Source organism: Streptococcus sp. HMSC077F03 (assembly GCF_001812375.1).
Classification (GTDB): Bacteria; Bacillota; Bacilli; order Lactobacillales; family Streptococcaceae; genus Streptococcus; species Streptococcus oralis_S.
Map to the genome: position 1 here is coordinate 34375 of NZ_KV808776.1, position 15040 is coordinate 49414.

A 15040-nucleotide genomic window follows, 5' to 3' on the forward strand; every position below is an offset into this window, starting at 1 on the left:
CAAATGAAATTTAGAAAACTAGCTTGTACAGTACTTGCGGGTGCTGCGATTCTTGGCCTTGCGGCTTGTGGTAACTCTGGTGGAAGTAAAGATGCTGGAAGCTCTAGTAGCGATAGCGGAAAAACAGAAATCACTTGGTGGGCATTCCCAGTCTTCACACAAGAAAAAACGGGTGACGGTGTTGGAACTTATGAAAAATCAATCATCGAAGCTTTTGAAAAAGCAAATCCAGATGTAAAAGTGAAATTGGAAACCATTGACTTCAAGTCAGGACCTGAAAAGATCACAACAGCTATCGAAGCAGGAACAGCGCCAGACGTACTTTTTGACGCACCAGGGCGTATCATCCAATACGGTAAAAATGGTAAATTGGCTGAGTTGAACGACCTCTTCACAGACGAATTCGTCAAAGATGTCAACAACGAAAACATCGTACAAGCAAGTAAGGCTGGAGACAAAGCTTACATGTATCCAATCAGTTCAGCTCCATTCTACATGGCTATGAACAAGAAAATGTTGGAAGATGCTGGAGTTGCAAACCTTGTAAAAGAAGGTTGGACAACTGATGACTTTGAAAAAGTTTTGAAAGCGCTTAAAGATAAAGGCTATACACCAGGTTCATTGTTCAGTTCTGGTCAAGGGGGAGACCAAGGAACACGTGCCTTCATTGCAAACCTTTATGGCGGTTCTGTAACAGACAAAGACGTAACCAAATATACAACAGACGATCCTAAATTCGTCAAAGGTCTTGAAAAAGCTGCTAGCTGGATTAAAGACGGTTTGTTGAACAACGGTTCACAATTTGACGGTGGAGCAGATATCCAAAACTTTGCCAACGGTCAAACTTCATACACAATCCTTTGGGCACCAGCTCAAAACGGTATCCAAGCGAAACTCTTGGAAGCAAGTAAGGTAGACGTGGTAGAAGTACCATTCCCATCAGACTCTGGTAAACCATCTCTTGAATACCTTGTAAACGGATTTGCAGTATTTAACAACAAAGACGATAAGAAAATCGCAGCTGCTAAGAAATTTGTTCAATTCATCGCAGATGACAAAGAATGGGGTCCTAAAGACGTAGTTCGTACAGGCGCCTTCCCAGTTCGTACTTCATTTGGTAAACTTTATGAAGACAAACGTATGGAAACAATCAGTGGCTGGACTAAATACTACTCACCATACTACAATACTATCGATGGATTTGCTGAAATGAGAACACTTTGGTTCCCAATGTTGCAATCTGTATCAAATGGTGACGAAAAACCAGCGGATGCTTTGAAAGCCTTCACTGAAAAAGCTAACGAAACCATCAAAAAAGCTACAAAACAATAAGCGCTAAGTCAGATTGATTCCCCCCTTTTCCCTGTGCACTATGGTGTAAGAAAAGGGGGACTTTTGTTTGAAATGGTAGGAACTGTCACGAAATTAAAATGAAGTTCTTACATAAGCGAATCTTAAAAAATTTCATTTTGGTTTTAAAACAGTTCAAGAAAATCAAAAACTATTCTATTTGAAAGAGAGGTGCCGACTGTGAAAGTCAATAAAATTCGTATGCGGGAAACAGTGATTTCCTACGCTTTCCTAGCACCAGTGTTATTTTTCTTTGTCATCTTTGTCTTGGCTCCTATGATTATGGGATTCATTACAAGTTTCTTTAACTACTCCATGACTAAATTTGAGTTTGTGGGCTTGGACAACTACATTCGCATGTTTAAAGACCCTGTCTTTGTGAAGTCTTTGATCAATACCGTTATTCTGGTTATTGGATCTGTTCCGATTGTGGTTCTCTTCTCGCTCTTTGTAGCATCTCAAACCTATCATCAAAATGCCATTGCCCGTTCTTTTTATCGTTTCGTCTTCTTCCTTCCTGTAGTTACAGGTAGTGTTGCCGTAACGGTTGTATGGAAATGGATCTATGACCCCCTATCAGGGATTCTAAACTTTGTCCTTAAGTCAAGTCATGTCATCAGCCAAAACATTTCTTGGTTGGGTGATAAAAACTGGGCCTTGCTAGCGATTATGATCATCCTTTTGACAACATCTGTTGGTCAACCGATTATCCTTTATATCGCTGCTATGGGAAATATTGACAACTCACTTGTTGAAGCAGCGCGTGTAGACGGTGCGACTGAGTTTCAAGTCTTCTGGAAGATCAAATGGCCTAGCCTTCTTCCAACAACTCTTTACATCGCGATCATTACAACCATCAACTCATTCCAATGTTTCGCCTTGATTCAGCTCTTGACTTCTGGTGGTCCAAACTATTCAACAAGTACCTTGATGTACTACCTTTACGAAAAAGCCTTCCAATTGACAGAGTACGGCTATGCCAATACCATCGGTGTCTTCTTAGCAGTGATGATTGCCATTGTCAGCTTTGCTCAATTCAAGATCCTCGGAAACGACGTAGAATACTAAAGAAAGGAGACAGTTATGCAACCTACACAAAAGAAACCCTTAACAGCTTTCACTGTTATTTCAACGATTATCTTGCTCTTGTTGACCGTACTGTTCATCTTTCCATTCTACTGGATCTTGACAGGGGCCTTCAAATCACAGCCTGATACCATTATGATTCCGCCACAGTGGTTCCCTAAAATGCCAACCATGGAGAACTTCCAACAACTCATGGTGCAAAACCCTGCTATGCAGTGGATGTGGAACTCTGTATTTATCTCACTGGTAACCATGTTCTTAGTCTGCGCAACCTCTTCTCTAGCAGGTTATGTCTTGGCTAAAAAACGTTTCTATGGTCAGCGCATTCTCTTTGCAGTCTTTATCGCTGCCATGGCTCTTCCAAAACAAGTTGTCCTTGTACCATTGGTACGTATCGTCAACTTCATGGGAATTCACGATACACTTTGGGCAGTGATTTTGCCTTTGATTGGATGGCCATTTGGGGTCTTCCTCATGAAACAGTTCAGTGAAAACATCCCAACAGAATTGCTTGAATCAGCTAAAATCGACGGTTGTGGTGAGATCCGTACTTTCTGGAGCGTAGCCTTCCCTATCGTGAAACCAGGATTTGCAGCCCTTGCAATCTTTACCTTCATCAATACTTGGAACGACTACTTTATGCAGTTGGTTATGTTGACTTCACGTCAAAACTTGACCATCTCACTCGGGGTTGCGACCATGCAGGCCGAAATGGCAACCAACTATGGTTTGATCATGGCGGGTGCAGCTCTAGCAGCCGTGCCAATCGTAACCGTCTTCCTTGTCTTCCAAAAATCCTTCACTCAAGGGATTACTATGGGAGCTGTTAAAGGATAAGACCTTGCGAAAATCGAGTTTAAACGACGTTAGCGTTACCTTGCCATACTTAAGTATTGCCTGGGGTTAGCTTCCTAGTTTGTTCTTCGATTTTCATTGAGTATAAGAGAATACAGAGTTATAAGTGTCTACAAAATGGAGAGTATGCAGTTACTTCGTGAAGTTTTGTCAGACACTTATAAACTTAAGAATGAACTCTTTTCATGATACTAGTTAGAGTAGGTTCGTTTTATGGTGGCTATTTTCCGCTTTAGTGGTATCTAAGATAAGCATCTTACGCTTATCTTAGACGGAATTTTTGAGACTGACGATGAAAGAGCAAAAGGCTCAAAAATTAGGAATGAAATTCCGAAGGAATTTGCTTCCGTCCGCACTATTACAGGGAAATAGAGAAAAGATAATTCGAAACTGAAAAATAGTAACTATCAGAAACGAAGGAAACAGTATGATTTTTGACGATTTGAAAAACATCGCCTTTTACAAGGGAATCCATCCCAATCTAGACAAGGCTATTAACTATCTCTATCAGCACCGTAAGGATTCTTTCGAACTCGGCAAGTATGAGATTGACGGGGACAAGGTCTTTCTAGTTGTTCAGGAAAATGTCCTCAATCAAGCTGAAAATGATCAATTTGAGCATCATAAGAACTATGCAGACTTGCATTTGCTGGTAGAAGGACATGAATATTCGAGCTACGGTTCACGTATCATAGATGAATCAGTAGCATTCGACGAAGCGAGTGACATTGGCTTTGTCCATTGTCATGAAAAATACCCACTCTTGTTGGGCTATCACAATTTTGCGATTTTCTTCCCAGGAGAACCGCATCAGCCAAATGGCTACGCAGGGATGGAAGAAAAAGTTCGCAAGTATCTCTTTAAAATTTTGATTGATTAAAAGAATCAGGAGGAGCAAACATGGCACAAAAAGGAGTAAGCCTTATCAAGGCAGCATTTGATACAGATAATTTTCTCATGCGTTTCAGCGAGAAGGTCTTGGATATCGTCACAGTCAATCTTCTTTTTGTCGTCTCTTGTTTGCCCATCGTGACGATTGGAGTGGCGAAAATCAGCCTTTACAAGACCATGTTTGAGATTAAGAGAAGCAGAAGAGTTCCAGTTTTCAGAACCTATCTAAGAGCTTTCAAGCAAAATCTGAAACTGGGGCTTCAGTTGGGTCTGTTAGAGTTAGGCATTGTGTCATTGAGCCTTCTAGATCTCTATCTTTTCTGGGGCCAGGCAGCTTTGCCTTTCCAGATTGTCAAGGCTATTTGTTTGGGGATTCTCATCTTCCTCACTCTGGTGATGTTGGCTAGTTATCCCATCGCTGCGCGCTATGATTTGTCTTGGAAAGAAGTGCTGCAAAAAGGGCTTATCTTGGCAAGTTTTAACTTTCCTTGGTTCTTCCTCATGTTAGCCATTCTCTTTCTCATCGTGATGGTTCTTTATCTATCCGCCTTCACTCTCCTTTTGGGTGGGTCAGCTTTTATCCTCTTTGGTTTTGGTTTGCTAGTCTTTCTCCAAGCAGGTTTGATGGAGAAAATCTTCGCCAAATACCAGTAGGACGAAGTGTTTCTGAAACTACTTTCAATCGTTACAGTTTCTAAAATACAAGTAGAAACTAAAATCTAAGTGTATACAAGATATTGAAAGCGATTTTCACAAGGTGTATACTAAACTTGTAAAAAATAGAACTGCTCTCAGCAGAAAAAAAGAAATCTTAGGAGAAAATCTATGTCAGATTTGAAAAAATACGAAGGTGTCATTCCAGCCTTCTACGCATGTTATGATGATCAAGGAGAAGTCAGTCCAGAGCGTACGCGTGCCTTGGTTCAATACTTTATTAATAAGGGAGTTCAAGGTCTCTATGTCAACGGTTCTTCTGGTGAATGTATCTACCAAAGTGTGGCAGACCGCAAGTTGATTTTGGAAGAAGTTATGGCAGTTGCCAAGGGCAAATTGACTATCATCGCTCACGTTGCCTGCAACAATACCAAAGACAGTATGGAACTTGCTCGCCACGCGGAAAGCTTGGGTGTAGATGCCATTGCAACGATTCCACCGATTTACTTCCGCTTGCCAGAATACTCAGTTGCCAAATACTGGAACGATATCAGTGCTGCAGCTCCAAACACAGACTACGTTATCTACAATATTCCTCAATTGGCAGGTGTTGCTTTGACTCCAAGTCTTTATACTGAAATGTTGAAGAATCCTCGTGTTATCGGTGTTAAGAACTCTTCTATGCCAGTTCAAGATATCCAAACCTTTGTCAGCCTTGGTGGAGAAGACCACATCGTCTTTAATGGTCCAGATGAACAGTTCCTAGGTGGTCGACTCATGGGTGCCAAAGCTGGTATTGGTGGTACTTACGGTGCGATGCCAGAACTCTTCTTGAAACTCAATGAGTTGATTGCTGAGAAAGAATTGGAAACAGCGCGTGAATTGCAATACGCTATCAACGCAATCATTGGTAAATTGACTGCTGCACATGGAAATATGTACGGTGTCATCAAAGAAGTCTTGAAGATCAATGAAGGACTTAACATTGGTTCAGTTCGTTCACCATTGACGCCAGTGACGGAAGAAGATCGACCAGTTGTAGAAGCAGCTGCAGCCTTGATTCGTGAAACCAAGGAGCGCTTCCTCTAATCCATAAGGAGGTATTTATGACACACTACGTTGCAATTGATATCGGTGGAACCAATATCAAATATGGTTTGATTGACCAAGAAGGCCAACTTGTTGAATCGCATGAAATGCCAACTGAGGCGCATAAGGGTGGTCCTCATATCTTACAAAAGACAAAAGATATCGTAGCCAGCTATTTAGAAAAAGGCCCAGTAGCAGGTGTTGCCATTTCTTCTGCAGGGATGGTGGATCCTGATAAGGGGGAAATTTTCTACGCTGGACCTCAGATTCCCAACTATGCAGGAACCCAGTTCAAGAAGGAAATCGAGACGAGTTTTGCTATTCCTTGTGAGATTGAAAATGATGTCAACTGCGCAGGTCTTGCTGAGGCAGTATCTGGTTCAGGCAAGGGAGCGAGTGTGACACTTTGCTTGACCATTGGAACAGGTATCGGTGGTTGCTTGATTATGGATGGGAAAGTCTTCCATGGATTTAGCAACTCAGCTTGCGAAGTCGGTTATATGCATATGCAGGATGGAGCTTTCCAAGACCTGGCTTCTACGTCAGCCTTGGTAGAGTATGTAGCAGCAGCTCATGGAGATTCAGTTGATCAGTGGAATGGTCGACGCATTTTCAAGGAAGCTACAGAAGGAAACAAGATCTGTATGGCTGGCATTGACCGCATGGTAGACTATCTAGGAAAAGGTCTGGCAAATATTTGCTACGTTGCCAATCCAGAAGTGGTCATTCTCGGTGGCGGGATCATGGGGCAAGAGGCTATCCTCAAACCGAAGATCCGCACAGCCTTGAAGGCGGCCTTGGTGCCAAGCCTAGCTGAAAAAACACGATTAGAATTTGCCCATCACCAAAACACAGCAGGGATGTTGGGAGCCTATTATCATTTCAAAACAAAACAATCCTAGTTTGGTTTAACCAAACTAGGATTTTCTAACGCGTTTTTGTCTACGATAGCCATTGAGTTTTTTATTTTCCCAATAGCTGTTAAAGATTTTTTCCTTGCTCTCGCGATTGATTTCCAAAAAGTAGGCATAAATCAAATCTATTAAAATGAGCATAGGGAGTTGAGCGGAAATACGCTGGATGTAAGAAGATTGACTGTGGCTTGCCACAAGGACCGTTTCGGTGTAGGCCTGACTATTTTTATTTGGAGCGCTGGTAAAGAGAATGGTCTTGGCACCCATTTCCTTGGCATCCAACAAACTATCGAGGACGGATTGGGTAGTGCCTGATAGAGAAAAGCCAAGTACCAGACAATTTTCATCCATGATACTGGTCGTCCATGCAAAGCCATCCTGGTCGGTCAAAGCTTCACAGACAACACCTAGACGCATAAAGCGCAGTTTCATCTCACGGGCAATCAGACCAGAACTTCCCGTCCCAAAGAAGTAAACTCGTTCTGCGTCATCGATTAATTGGGCGACGCGTTCCAGTTGTTCTTCGTCGATCAAATCCTGAGTTTGTTCTCGCATGATACTGTAGCTTCGCAAAACACGTTTGGTCAAGGGACTGTGTTTGTGCGAATGAGTGTCCGGTTTACTAGCCTGATGCTGGTATTGAAAGACGAACTCTCGGTAGCCTGTAAAACCACACTTTTTGGCAAAGCGGGTCAAGGCTGCTTGGGAGATATGTAATTTCTGGGTAACTTGCTGAGAAGAGAGCTCATCTTGGATCGTTTCAGCTTGCAAAAAATAGCGAGCGATTTCTTGCTCGAGCTCGGTTAATTCTTCAAAATGGAGGTCGATTATGGTTGCGATATCTGGCTTGTTCATGAGGCTCCTTTTTATGAGTCAAAGTCTTAAAAGTTAACGCTTTCCTAACTATTACTATCATTATATCATAGAAGTTAGGATAACCAAATAAAAAGGCATTTTCAGTTGAAAGTCAAAAAATGCTTCGACTTTTCCAAGAGTTTCTCCGTAAAATATGGTACAATGAAATGTACTGAGATTCACCTGTTTACTCTATTATTTTAGGGAAAATAAAGGTGGAAATCGGGAATTTTTCTAGAAAAGAGTCTTAGTTGTATGAGAAAATTTAATAGCCATTCGATTCCGATTCGGCTTAATTTATTATTTGCGATTGTCATCCTGCTCTTTATGGCCATTATTGGTCGTTTGTTATACATGCAGGTGCTCAATAAAGATTTCTATGAAACAAAATTGGCCTCAGCCAGCCAAACAAGGGTAACAACCAGTTCAGCTCGTGGACAGATCTATGATGCGGCAGGGAAACCCTTGGTAGAAAATACTGTCAAGCAAGTTGTTTCTTTCACACGAAACAATAAAATGACAGCAGCTGTATTGAAGGAGACAGCCAAGAAACTCCTCACATATGTAAATGTAACCTCTCCTGATCTGACAGATCGACAGATTGCAGACTACTACTTGGCGGACCAGGATATTTACAAAAAAACAGTCGAATCCTTGCCAAGCGATAAACGCCTGGATTCAGATGGGAACCGCTTATCGGAAGCGACACTTTACAATAATGCGGTTGAAAGCATTGACGTGAGTCAACTTAATTATACAGATGACCAGAAAAAGGAAATCTATCTCTTTAGTCAGCTCAATGCTGTTGAAAATTTTGCAACGGGAACCATTTCTACGGATGCCTTAGATGATACCCAAGTTGCTCTCGTTGCATCAGCGTCCAAGGAATTACCAGGTATCAGTATTTCAACCTCATGGGATCGTAAAGTACTGGACACTTCTTTATCGACAATCGTCGGTAGCGTTTCAAATGAAAAGTCAGGACTTCCAGCAGAGGAAGTTGATGCCTATCTCAAAAAAGGGTATTCTCTCAATGACCGAGTGGGAACTTCCTATCTTGAAAAGCAATATGAAGATGTTCTTCAAGGCAAACGTTCCGTCAAAGAAATCCACCTCGACAAACACGGAAATATGGAAAGTGTGGAAAATGTTGAAGAAGGAAGCAAAGGAAACAATATCAAATTAACGGTTGACCTAGCTTTCCAGAATGGTGTGGACGACCTACTCAAGAGCTACTTCAACTCAGAGTTGGGTAACGGTGGAGCCAAATATTCTGAAGGAGTCTACGCTGTAGCTCTTAATCCTAAAACTGGTGCAGTTCTGGCGATGTCGGGTGTCAAGCATGATGTCGAATCCGGTAAATTAAGTTCAGATTCGCTTGGAACAATAACCAACGTCTTTGTGCCAGGATCTGTTGTTAAGGCGGCGACCATCAGCTCTGGTTGGGAAAATGGAGTCTTGTCAGGTAATCAAACCTTGACAGACCAACCGATTGTTTTCCAAGGTTCGGCCCCTATCAATTCATGGTACACCTTGTCCTATGGCTCTTTCCCTATCACAGCAGTTGAGGCTCTAGAATACTCTTCTAATACCTATATGGTTCAAACTGCTCTAGGAATCATGGGACAGACCTACACACCAAACATGACAGTCGCAACGGGACAGTTAGAGACTGCAATGGGCAAATTGCGATCAACTTTTGGGGAATATGGACTCGGAGCTTCAACAGGGATTGACCTCCCAGATGAATCTACAGGATTTACGCCAAAAGAATTTGATTTGGGGAACTATATCAATAATTCCTTTGGTCAGTTTGATAACTACACACCTATGCAGTTAGCCCAGTATGTCGCAACCATTGCAAACAATGGCGTACGTTTGGCTCCTCACATCGTTGAAGGAGTTTATGCAAACAATGACCAAGGTGGCTTAGGCAGTCTGGTTCAAGAAACAGCCACTAAGGAACTAAACAAGATCAATATCTCAGAATCAGATATGGCTATCTTGCAGCAAGGTTTCTATCAAGTTTCGCATGGAACGAGTGCTCTGACAACTGGTCGTGCCTTTTCAAATGGCGCAGCCGTTTCCATCAGCGGGAAAACGGGTACTGCGGAAAGTTACGTTAATGGCGGTCAAAAAGCCAATAATACCAACGCAGTCGCCTATGCACCGACCGAAAATCCTCAAATCGCGGTCGCAGTCGTCTTTCCTCATAACACCAACCTTACAAACGGTGTCGGACCTTCAATTGCACGCGACATTATCAATCTTTATCACCAACACCATCCAATGAATTAGAAAGGAACTTATGCTGTATCCAACACCTATTGCCAAGCTGATTGATAGCTATTCAAAGTTACCAGGTATCGGAATCAAAACGGCTACCCGCCTAGCCTTCTATACCATTGGAATGTCTGATGATGATGTCAATGAATTTGCCAAGAATCTCCTGTCTGCTAAACGGGAATTGACCTATTGTTCCATCTGTGGTCGCTTGACTGATGATGACCCCTGCTCTATCTGTACGGATCCGACTCGAGACCAGACAACCATCTTGGTGCTAGAGGATAGTCGCGATGTGGCTGCTATGGAAAATATCCAAGAATACCACGGACTCTATCATGTCTTGCATGGCCTTATTTCTCCGATGAATGGCATCAGCCCAGACGATATCAACCTCAAGAGTCTCATGACCCGTCTCATGGATAGTGAGGTTTCAGAGGTGATCGTAGCAACCAATGCGACAGCGGATGGAGAAGCGACATCTATGTATCTCTCTCGTCTCCTCAAGCCAGCTGGCATCAAGGTCACTCGCCTAGCACGAGGTCTAGCCGTGGGAGCAGATATCGAGTATGCGGACGAAGTCACACTCTTACGAGCCATTGAAAATCGGACAGAGTTGTAGGAGTCAGTAAAAACGTAGCTCATTTTGACACATAAGACAAGCCCTAGGAATTTTTCTTAGGGCTTGTCTTTTTCTGTTTCTCACGAGAGGTGAACAAGCCTTGCTAATAAAACTACTCGAACTATAAGGCATAAGAAAACGGGTTTCCAAAATGACTAGTGACGTCTTTGTCAAACTCATTCACTGAGCGATAGAGTTTATTCTAAGGAGATGAGCGCATTTGCCCTTAGGGTTTGTTTTGAAATCGCACTATTTTTGTGTTATGATATGGTCAATATACAATGAATAAAGGGAGTTTGAAATATGGGTGGAAAGATAAAATCTAGCACGATAGCAGCAGAGGCAGCTATTAATGAATTGGTCGGGTATGACACGAGCAAGAAGCAAAATCAGCAGGTAGAATTTTCGTATACTTCTGAAATTGCTGGGATGGAAGCTGGACGTCAGGCCTGCAATCAAATGCTTCAGGCGGTCAGTGATTTCAGCTCGGCTGTTTTGACCCAAGCAAATAAGTTTCCAGAAATTGCTCATAAGATTGAAAAACGCGACGTAGAGCAGGCTAAGAGGTGGGAACATTAAAAATGGCAGATAAGAACGAAGAAAAACGCTACAAACTTTGGAGAGAAATTGTCAAGATTGACGATAAAGAAGAAAGTCTTCAGACTCTAAAAAGACAATATGAACAGCAGCTAACTCACTTTCACTCAGAAATCCAGAGCATCCACCATCGTATGGCGACTCTATTGGCTCTCTCACCCAGTTCTCGTCAAATGATAGAGCAAATCGAAAGTGAAAATAGAACCATTCAACGACAGATCAACTCTTATGTAGAAGAGGAACTGGATGAATTGGGAAAACAAACGAAGAAGGCTCGTCGGTCTTTCGATGAAGCTAGAGAAGAACTGATATCAGAAAGGAATCGGCTACCATGGGAGTAAAATACAGCGCACAAGAATCCCAAGAATTGATTCAGGCCATGACTAACAATCTCCAAGTCGCAAATGAAGTCACGGACCGCTTATCTAGTGGATGTGACCACCTGATTTCCTCTTTAGACTCAGGTGAGCTGACAGGAGCGGCCTACACAGCTGGGAAGGGTCTCTTTACAGAGATTATCATCCCCAGCATCAAGAAGTTACAAGCAGCGATAGATGATATCCAACTAGAGTTGACCTCCTACAAAAATGCGGATGCTCAGGTCTCAGGATATGGAGATTTGGACCTGGACCAGCTCAAGGAACTGAAAAAATTGAGGGAAGAGCAGTTAGCTATCGTAGAAGCTCAGATTCAAGCGAGGGAGAACTGGCTAAATCAAATCAAAGACCTCTTTACACTGAATTGGGGGAAAGCTTTCTCTGAGAAGACCATCCTCTACAATACTAAGTCTCAAATCGAGTCAGGTATTCAGGATTTGGATGACAAGATTGAAAAACTAGAATTTTTTGTCTCAGAGGTTTCCCAGTATTTCAGCGATAGTCTAGAAGTCCTTAGCCTAGCGATTCAAGGAGCTACGCAACTAAGTAAAGTCATTGTCGATAGCGATGGCAACTACTATGCGGACGGTCTGGACATGAGCTGGGTGCAGAAGATGAAGGATGTGAAGATTGTTTCGCATGCCAAAAGAGATTTTCAAGACTCGGAAACTCGTGCCATCAATAAAGCTTCTAGGGATATGATGCTATCGGATGATGGCGATGCCCACTATCGTGCCGAATTAAAGAAGCGCTTAAAAGGTCACGACAAGTCCGAATGGGATAAAATAATCGACGACTACAATCACACTCTTAAGATTGATGAAACAGGGAATATCATTGACATTCATCCCTTGGAGCAAGGCTATGTCGTTTTAAAAAATGGGAAATACGATGCTGACTATACTCATTTGGTTAACAAAAAGTTTGATGAACTAAAAGCCCAAAACTTTGAAGCAAATTCAGTCGAATTTTGGAGTGGAGTAGCTCAAATTTTCTCTGGATTGGGAGTTTACTTTGCGAGTGGCGCCCTTGAAGTCTTGAGTATCATGGCTGGTCCACCAACAGCAGGGACAAGTATCGTAGCTGGTACGGCAGCATCCGTAACAGGGGTACAATATGGGAATGTACTGATAGCTAGTGGAGCAGTGTCCAGCTTATCAGCTATCACAAAGACGGCCTTACTAAATGGTGAAATTCAGGTTAATTATTCTAGTAACTATGACAGCTGGCAGGCCAATAAACCAACGAGTAAGTCTTTTGGGAAAAAGGTCTCTGGACGAGTTAAAGGTAAAAAAGTCGATAATATTCGAGTTGATGCGGAGCCAGATAGTGGGAAAATCCAAGTTCAATCGGGGAGTGGGAAATCGGGTTATGACCTTGACATAGATATCGAGGTTTCAAGGATTTCAAGTAGGCAGGATATTGTAGACTGGGTAAACAAACGTTCTGAACTAAAAGGACTTGGTCAAGGTGCAAAAGAGGAAATTATCAAAAATATGTGGAAAGCTTTTAAATACTTGACGCAATAAGGAGTGAACAATGAAATTATATTTAAAAGGTGATTATACAAAAAGAGTACCTTATGGTTATTTAGAACTAGCTGGCAAAATGTGGTTTCCAGAAGATGAGCAAATTTCTTACTCAAATGCTGGGAACAATGATGCATTACAAGAAGATTTTTTCTCAAATTTATCCTTGAGGAAAAGCACTGCTGATAAGAGATGGTCTAGTGTCCCCCTAAAGGAAGGGGTACGAAGACTCTTTTCACATCTTGACGAATGTATTGACCTAGAGTTTGAAGATGCATTCGCTACAGACTACAATGAAAAAGGAGACTATCTCCGTATTTTAACCACCCATCTAGAAGTTTTAACAGTTGATAAACGAGCCATGTACATTATGGCGCTTGAAATTGCAAAGGTGATTGATGGGCAAATTAGCGAGGATAATAAGGCTAGCTGGTTGACAATCGAGGAGTTTAAAAGAAAACATGAGGATATTCTATCTCTAACTTTTGAAGAAGCAAATGAACTAAGTTTGACTGAAATTCAAACGATGGATGTGGTAGACGACCCTCTTTGGGAGGAAGAAGCCACTCGTCGAAAAGAGTATATACTAGCACATGGAGGCGATATCTCAGATTTATGAGACTTTATATCAAAGGTGATTATACGAAAAAAATAGACTTCACAACTAGAGAGCTTGTTTGGAAGATGTGGTTTAAGGAACGGAAAGGCAAGAAAATAAGTTTCTCCAATGTTGGTGATGATGCCATGCTACAGGATGATTTATACTTTGGTGTTCGGTTACACAAATGGGCTTCTGTTGATGAAAGATGGGATAAAGCTTCTTTTATAATTCCGAGCAATCCTTGGTTGTCTTTGGAATATGAGAGTATAACATTGGAATTTGAAAAAACTTTCATTACAGAGTGGAGAGAACGTGGGGATTATCTACGTATCGCCACATCTCATACAGATGTTTTAACTGTAGACAAACGTGCTTTATACATTATGGCAACTGAAGTAGCATCTGCCATTGATGGTCAGATTAGCGAAGACGGCAAGCAAAGTTGGCTAAGTGTAGAAGAATTTAAGGAATATCATAAGGCTGTTCTTTCACTGACTTATGATGAAGCGGTTGAAATTAGTTTGGAAGAATTAAAGACAATGGTGCCAGTAAGAGATCCTTTATGGGAAGAAGAAGAGCGACTTCGGGAAGAGTATATCAAAATCCATGGCGAACGTATTTATGACGATGAGGACGACGAGTGAGACTTTATATCATAGGTGATTACACCAAGACTGATTTTTATGAAGAGTTTAAAGAAATAGCTCAAAAAATGTGGTTCAAAGAGCGAAAAGGAATTCCACTTGATTTTTCCTATGCTTGGGATGAAGATTTACATTTGAATTTACGGTTGGATAAATTTAAATATAATGACGAACGTTGGGAGAGTGCAAATTTTAATACAAATATAAACCCTTGGAAGACATTTGAATATGAAAACTTGACATTGGATCTAGAAAATTCTTATGAAAGCGATGGACGTGAGAAAGGTGATTATTTGCGAATTATTTCCACTCATCTAGATATTCTAACGGTTGACAAGCGAGCGCTCTATATCATGGCGATTGAGGTGGCATCTGCCATTGACGGTCAAATCAGCGAAGACGACAAAGAAACTTGGCTGAGTGTTGAAGAATTCAAAACGAAACATAAAGACCTACTGAATTTGACCTACGACGAAGCAGTCGATATTAGTTTGGAAGAACTAGAGGTTATGGAGGCGATTGATGAACCCCTTTGGGATGAATTACACAGAGGGTGGGAAGAATATATCAAAATCCATGGCGAGCCAGTTTATGACGACGAGGAAGAATGAAATTATACTTAAAAGGCGATTATACAAAAAGAGTACCTTATGGTTATTTGGAACTAGCTGGCAAAATGTGGTTTCCAGAAGA

At 41.7% G+C, this 15040-nt stretch carries 16 protein-coding genes; 15 read left to right on the top strand and 1 reads right to left on the bottom strand.

The window, feature by feature from the left end; genetic code table 11:
- Positions 1 to 3 precede the first annotated feature (3 nt).
- The 7 genes from HMPREF2853_RS04160 to HMPREF2853_RS04190 all read left to right on the top strand — a co-directional run bounded on the left by HMPREF2853_RS04160 (position 4) and on the right by HMPREF2853_RS04190 (position 6827).
- Entirely contained in the window at positions 4 to 1332 is a 1329-nt protein-coding gene (locus HMPREF2853_RS04160; RefSeq protein WP_000672117.1) for an extracellular solute-binding protein, read from the top strand.
- 219 nt (positions 1333 to 1551) lie between these two features.
- Positions 1552 to 2418, top strand: coding sequence for a carbohydrate ABC transporter permease (locus HMPREF2853_RS04165; protein ID WP_186821128.1), 867 nt, complete (start codon positions 1552 to 1554; stop codon positions 2416 to 2418).
- 15 nt (positions 2419 to 2433) lie between these two features.
- The gene (locus tag HMPREF2853_RS04170; RefSeq protein ID WP_001183243.1) at positions 2434 to 3273 is read left to right on the top strand and encodes a carbohydrate ABC transporter permease; all 840 of its coding nucleotides are present in this window, start codon (positions 2434 to 2436) and stop codon (positions 3271 to 3273) included.
- A gap of 445 nt (positions 3274 to 3718) precedes the next feature.
- Positions 3719 to 4171: a NanQ anomerase/TabA/YiaL family protein gene (locus HMPREF2853_RS04175; RefSeq protein WP_065371338.1), complete on the top strand. Its 453-nt coding sequence runs from the start codon at positions 3719 to 3721 to the stop codon at positions 4169 to 4171.
- A gap of 20 nt (positions 4172 to 4191) precedes the next feature.
- Positions 4192 to 4836, top strand: a complete 645-nt coding sequence (locus HMPREF2853_RS04180; RefSeq protein WP_070534965.1) for a YesL family protein — start codon at positions 4192 to 4194, stop codon at positions 4834 to 4836.
- A gap of 171 nt (positions 4837 to 5007) precedes the next feature.
- Positions 5008 to 5925, top strand: coding sequence for a dihydrodipicolinate synthase family protein (locus HMPREF2853_RS04185; protein ID WP_070534968.1), 918 nt, complete (start codon positions 5008 to 5010; stop codon positions 5923 to 5925).
- A gap of 17 nt (positions 5926 to 5942) precedes the next feature.
- A complete protein-coding gene (locus HMPREF2853_RS04190; protein ID WP_070534970.1) occupies positions 5943 to 6827 on the top strand; it encodes an ROK family protein in 885 nt (294 codons plus the stop codon).
- Between the two features lie 15 nt (positions 6828 to 6842).
- On the opposite strand, the gene HMPREF2853_RS04195 is transcribed toward HMPREF2853_RS04190, so the two are convergent.
- On the bottom strand, positions 6843 to 7694 hold the full coding sequence (locus HMPREF2853_RS04195) for a MurR/RpiR family transcriptional regulator (RefSeq protein ID WP_070534972.1): 852 nt from the start codon (positions 7692 to 7694) through the stop codon (positions 6843 to 6845).
- A 255-nt stretch (positions 7695 to 7949) separates the two neighbouring features.
- Between HMPREF2853_RS04195 and pbp2b the strand changes: the two genes are divergently transcribed.
- From pbp2b to HMPREF2853_RS04235, 8 genes are all read left to right on the top strand, one after another.
- Positions 7950 to 9992, top strand: a complete 2043-nt coding sequence (gene pbp2b / locus HMPREF2853_RS04200; RefSeq protein WP_070534974.1) for a penicillin-binding protein PBP2B — start codon at positions 7950 to 7952, stop codon at positions 9990 to 9992.
- Positions 9993 to 10002: 10 nt separating this feature from the next.
- Positions 10003 to 10599 carry a recombination mediator RecR gene (gene recR / locus HMPREF2853_RS04205; RefSeq protein WP_000966754.1) on the top strand — a complete coding sequence of 199 codons (597 nt, stop codon included), beginning with the start codon at positions 10003 to 10005 and terminating at the stop codon, positions 10597 to 10599.
- Positions 10600 to 10902: 303 nt separating this feature from the next.
- A complete protein-coding gene (locus HMPREF2853_RS04210) occupies positions 10903 to 11178 on the top strand; it encodes a hypothetical protein (protein WP_000509002.1) in 276 nt (91 codons plus the stop codon).
- Positions 11166 to 11537, top strand: a complete 372-nt coding sequence (locus tag HMPREF2853_RS04215; RefSeq protein ID WP_247954551.1) for a hypothetical protein — start codon at positions 11166 to 11168, stop codon at positions 11535 to 11537. Before HMPREF2853_RS04210 ends, HMPREF2853_RS04215 begins: the two co-directional genes overlap by 13 nt.
- Complete coding sequence (locus HMPREF2853_RS04220) at positions 11528 to 13102, top strand: LXG domain-containing protein (protein WP_070534978.1); 1575 nt, start codon at positions 11528 to 11530, stop codon at positions 13100 to 13102. Before HMPREF2853_RS04215 ends, HMPREF2853_RS04220 begins: the two co-directional genes overlap by 10 nt.
- Positions 13103 to 13112: 10 nt before the next feature.
- Complete coding sequence (locus HMPREF2853_RS04225) at positions 13113 to 13721, top strand: hypothetical protein (protein WP_070534980.1); 609 nt, start codon at positions 13113 to 13115, stop codon at positions 13719 to 13721.
- Positions 13718 to 14347, top strand: a complete 630-nt coding sequence (locus tag HMPREF2853_RS04230; protein WP_049550287.1) for a hypothetical protein — start codon at positions 13718 to 13720, stop codon at positions 14345 to 14347. Before HMPREF2853_RS04225 ends, HMPREF2853_RS04230 begins: the two co-directional genes overlap by 4 nt.
- On the top strand, positions 14344 to 14958 hold the full coding sequence (locus tag HMPREF2853_RS04235) for a hypothetical protein (RefSeq protein ID WP_070534982.1): 615 nt from the start codon (positions 14344 to 14346) through the stop codon (positions 14956 to 14958). The genes HMPREF2853_RS04230 and HMPREF2853_RS04235 overlap by 4 nt, the downstream gene beginning before the upstream one ends.
- Positions 14959 to 15040 lie beyond the last annotated feature (82 nt).

What these genes read in the sequence shown, in the direction of transcription:
- HMPREF2853_RS04170 (WP_001183243.1), top strand. Translation starts at nt 2,434, where the DNA reads ATGCAACCTACACAAAAGAAACCCTTAACAGCTTTCACTGTTATTTCA.
- recR (WP_000966754.1), top strand. Translation starts at nt 10,003, where the DNA reads ATGCTGTATCCAACACCTATTGCCAAGCTGATTGATAGCTATTCAAAG.
- HMPREF2853_RS04225 (WP_070534980.1), top strand. Translation starts at nt 13,113, where the DNA reads ATGAAATTATATTTAAAAGGTGATTATACAAAAAGAGTACCTTATGGT.
- HMPREF2853_RS04195 (WP_070534972.1), bottom strand. Translation starts at nt 7,694, where the DNA reads ATGAACAAGCCAGATATCGCAACCATAATCGACCTCCATTTTGAAGAA.
- HMPREF2853_RS04210 (WP_000509002.1), top strand. Translation starts at nt 10,903, where the DNA reads ATGGGTGGAAAGATAAAATCTAGCACGATAGCAGCAGAGGCAGCTATT.
- HMPREF2853_RS04175 (WP_065371338.1), top strand. Translation starts at nt 3,719, where the DNA reads ATGATTTTTGACGATTTGAAAAACATCGCCTTTTACAAGGGAATCCAT.
- HMPREF2853_RS04160 (WP_000672117.1), top strand. Translation starts at nt 4, where the DNA reads ATGAAATTTAGAAAACTAGCTTGTACAGTACTTGCGGGTGCTGCGATT.
- HMPREF2853_RS04165 (WP_186821128.1), top strand. Translation starts at nt 1,552, where the DNA reads ATGCGGGAAACAGTGATTTCCTACGCTTTCCTAGCACCAGTGTTATTT.
- HMPREF2853_RS04190 (WP_070534970.1), top strand. Translation starts at nt 5,943, where the DNA reads ATGACACACTACGTTGCAATTGATATCGGTGGAACCAATATCAAATAT.
- HMPREF2853_RS04185 (WP_070534968.1), top strand. Translation starts at nt 5,008, where the DNA reads ATGTCAGATTTGAAAAAATACGAAGGTGTCATTCCAGCCTTCTACGCA.
- HMPREF2853_RS04220 (WP_070534978.1), top strand. Translation starts at nt 11,528, where the DNA reads ATGGGAGTAAAATACAGCGCACAAGAATCCCAAGAATTGATTCAGGCC.
- HMPREF2853_RS04230 (WP_049550287.1), top strand. Translation starts at nt 13,718, where the DNA reads ATGAGACTTTATATCAAAGGTGATTATACGAAAAAAATAGACTTCACA.
- pbp2b (WP_070534974.1), top strand. Translation starts at nt 7,950, where the DNA reads ATGAGAAAATTTAATAGCCATTCGATTCCGATTCGGCTTAATTTATTA.
- HMPREF2853_RS04180 (WP_070534965.1), top strand. Translation starts at nt 4,192, where the DNA reads ATGGCACAAAAAGGAGTAAGCCTTATCAAGGCAGCATTTGATACAGAT.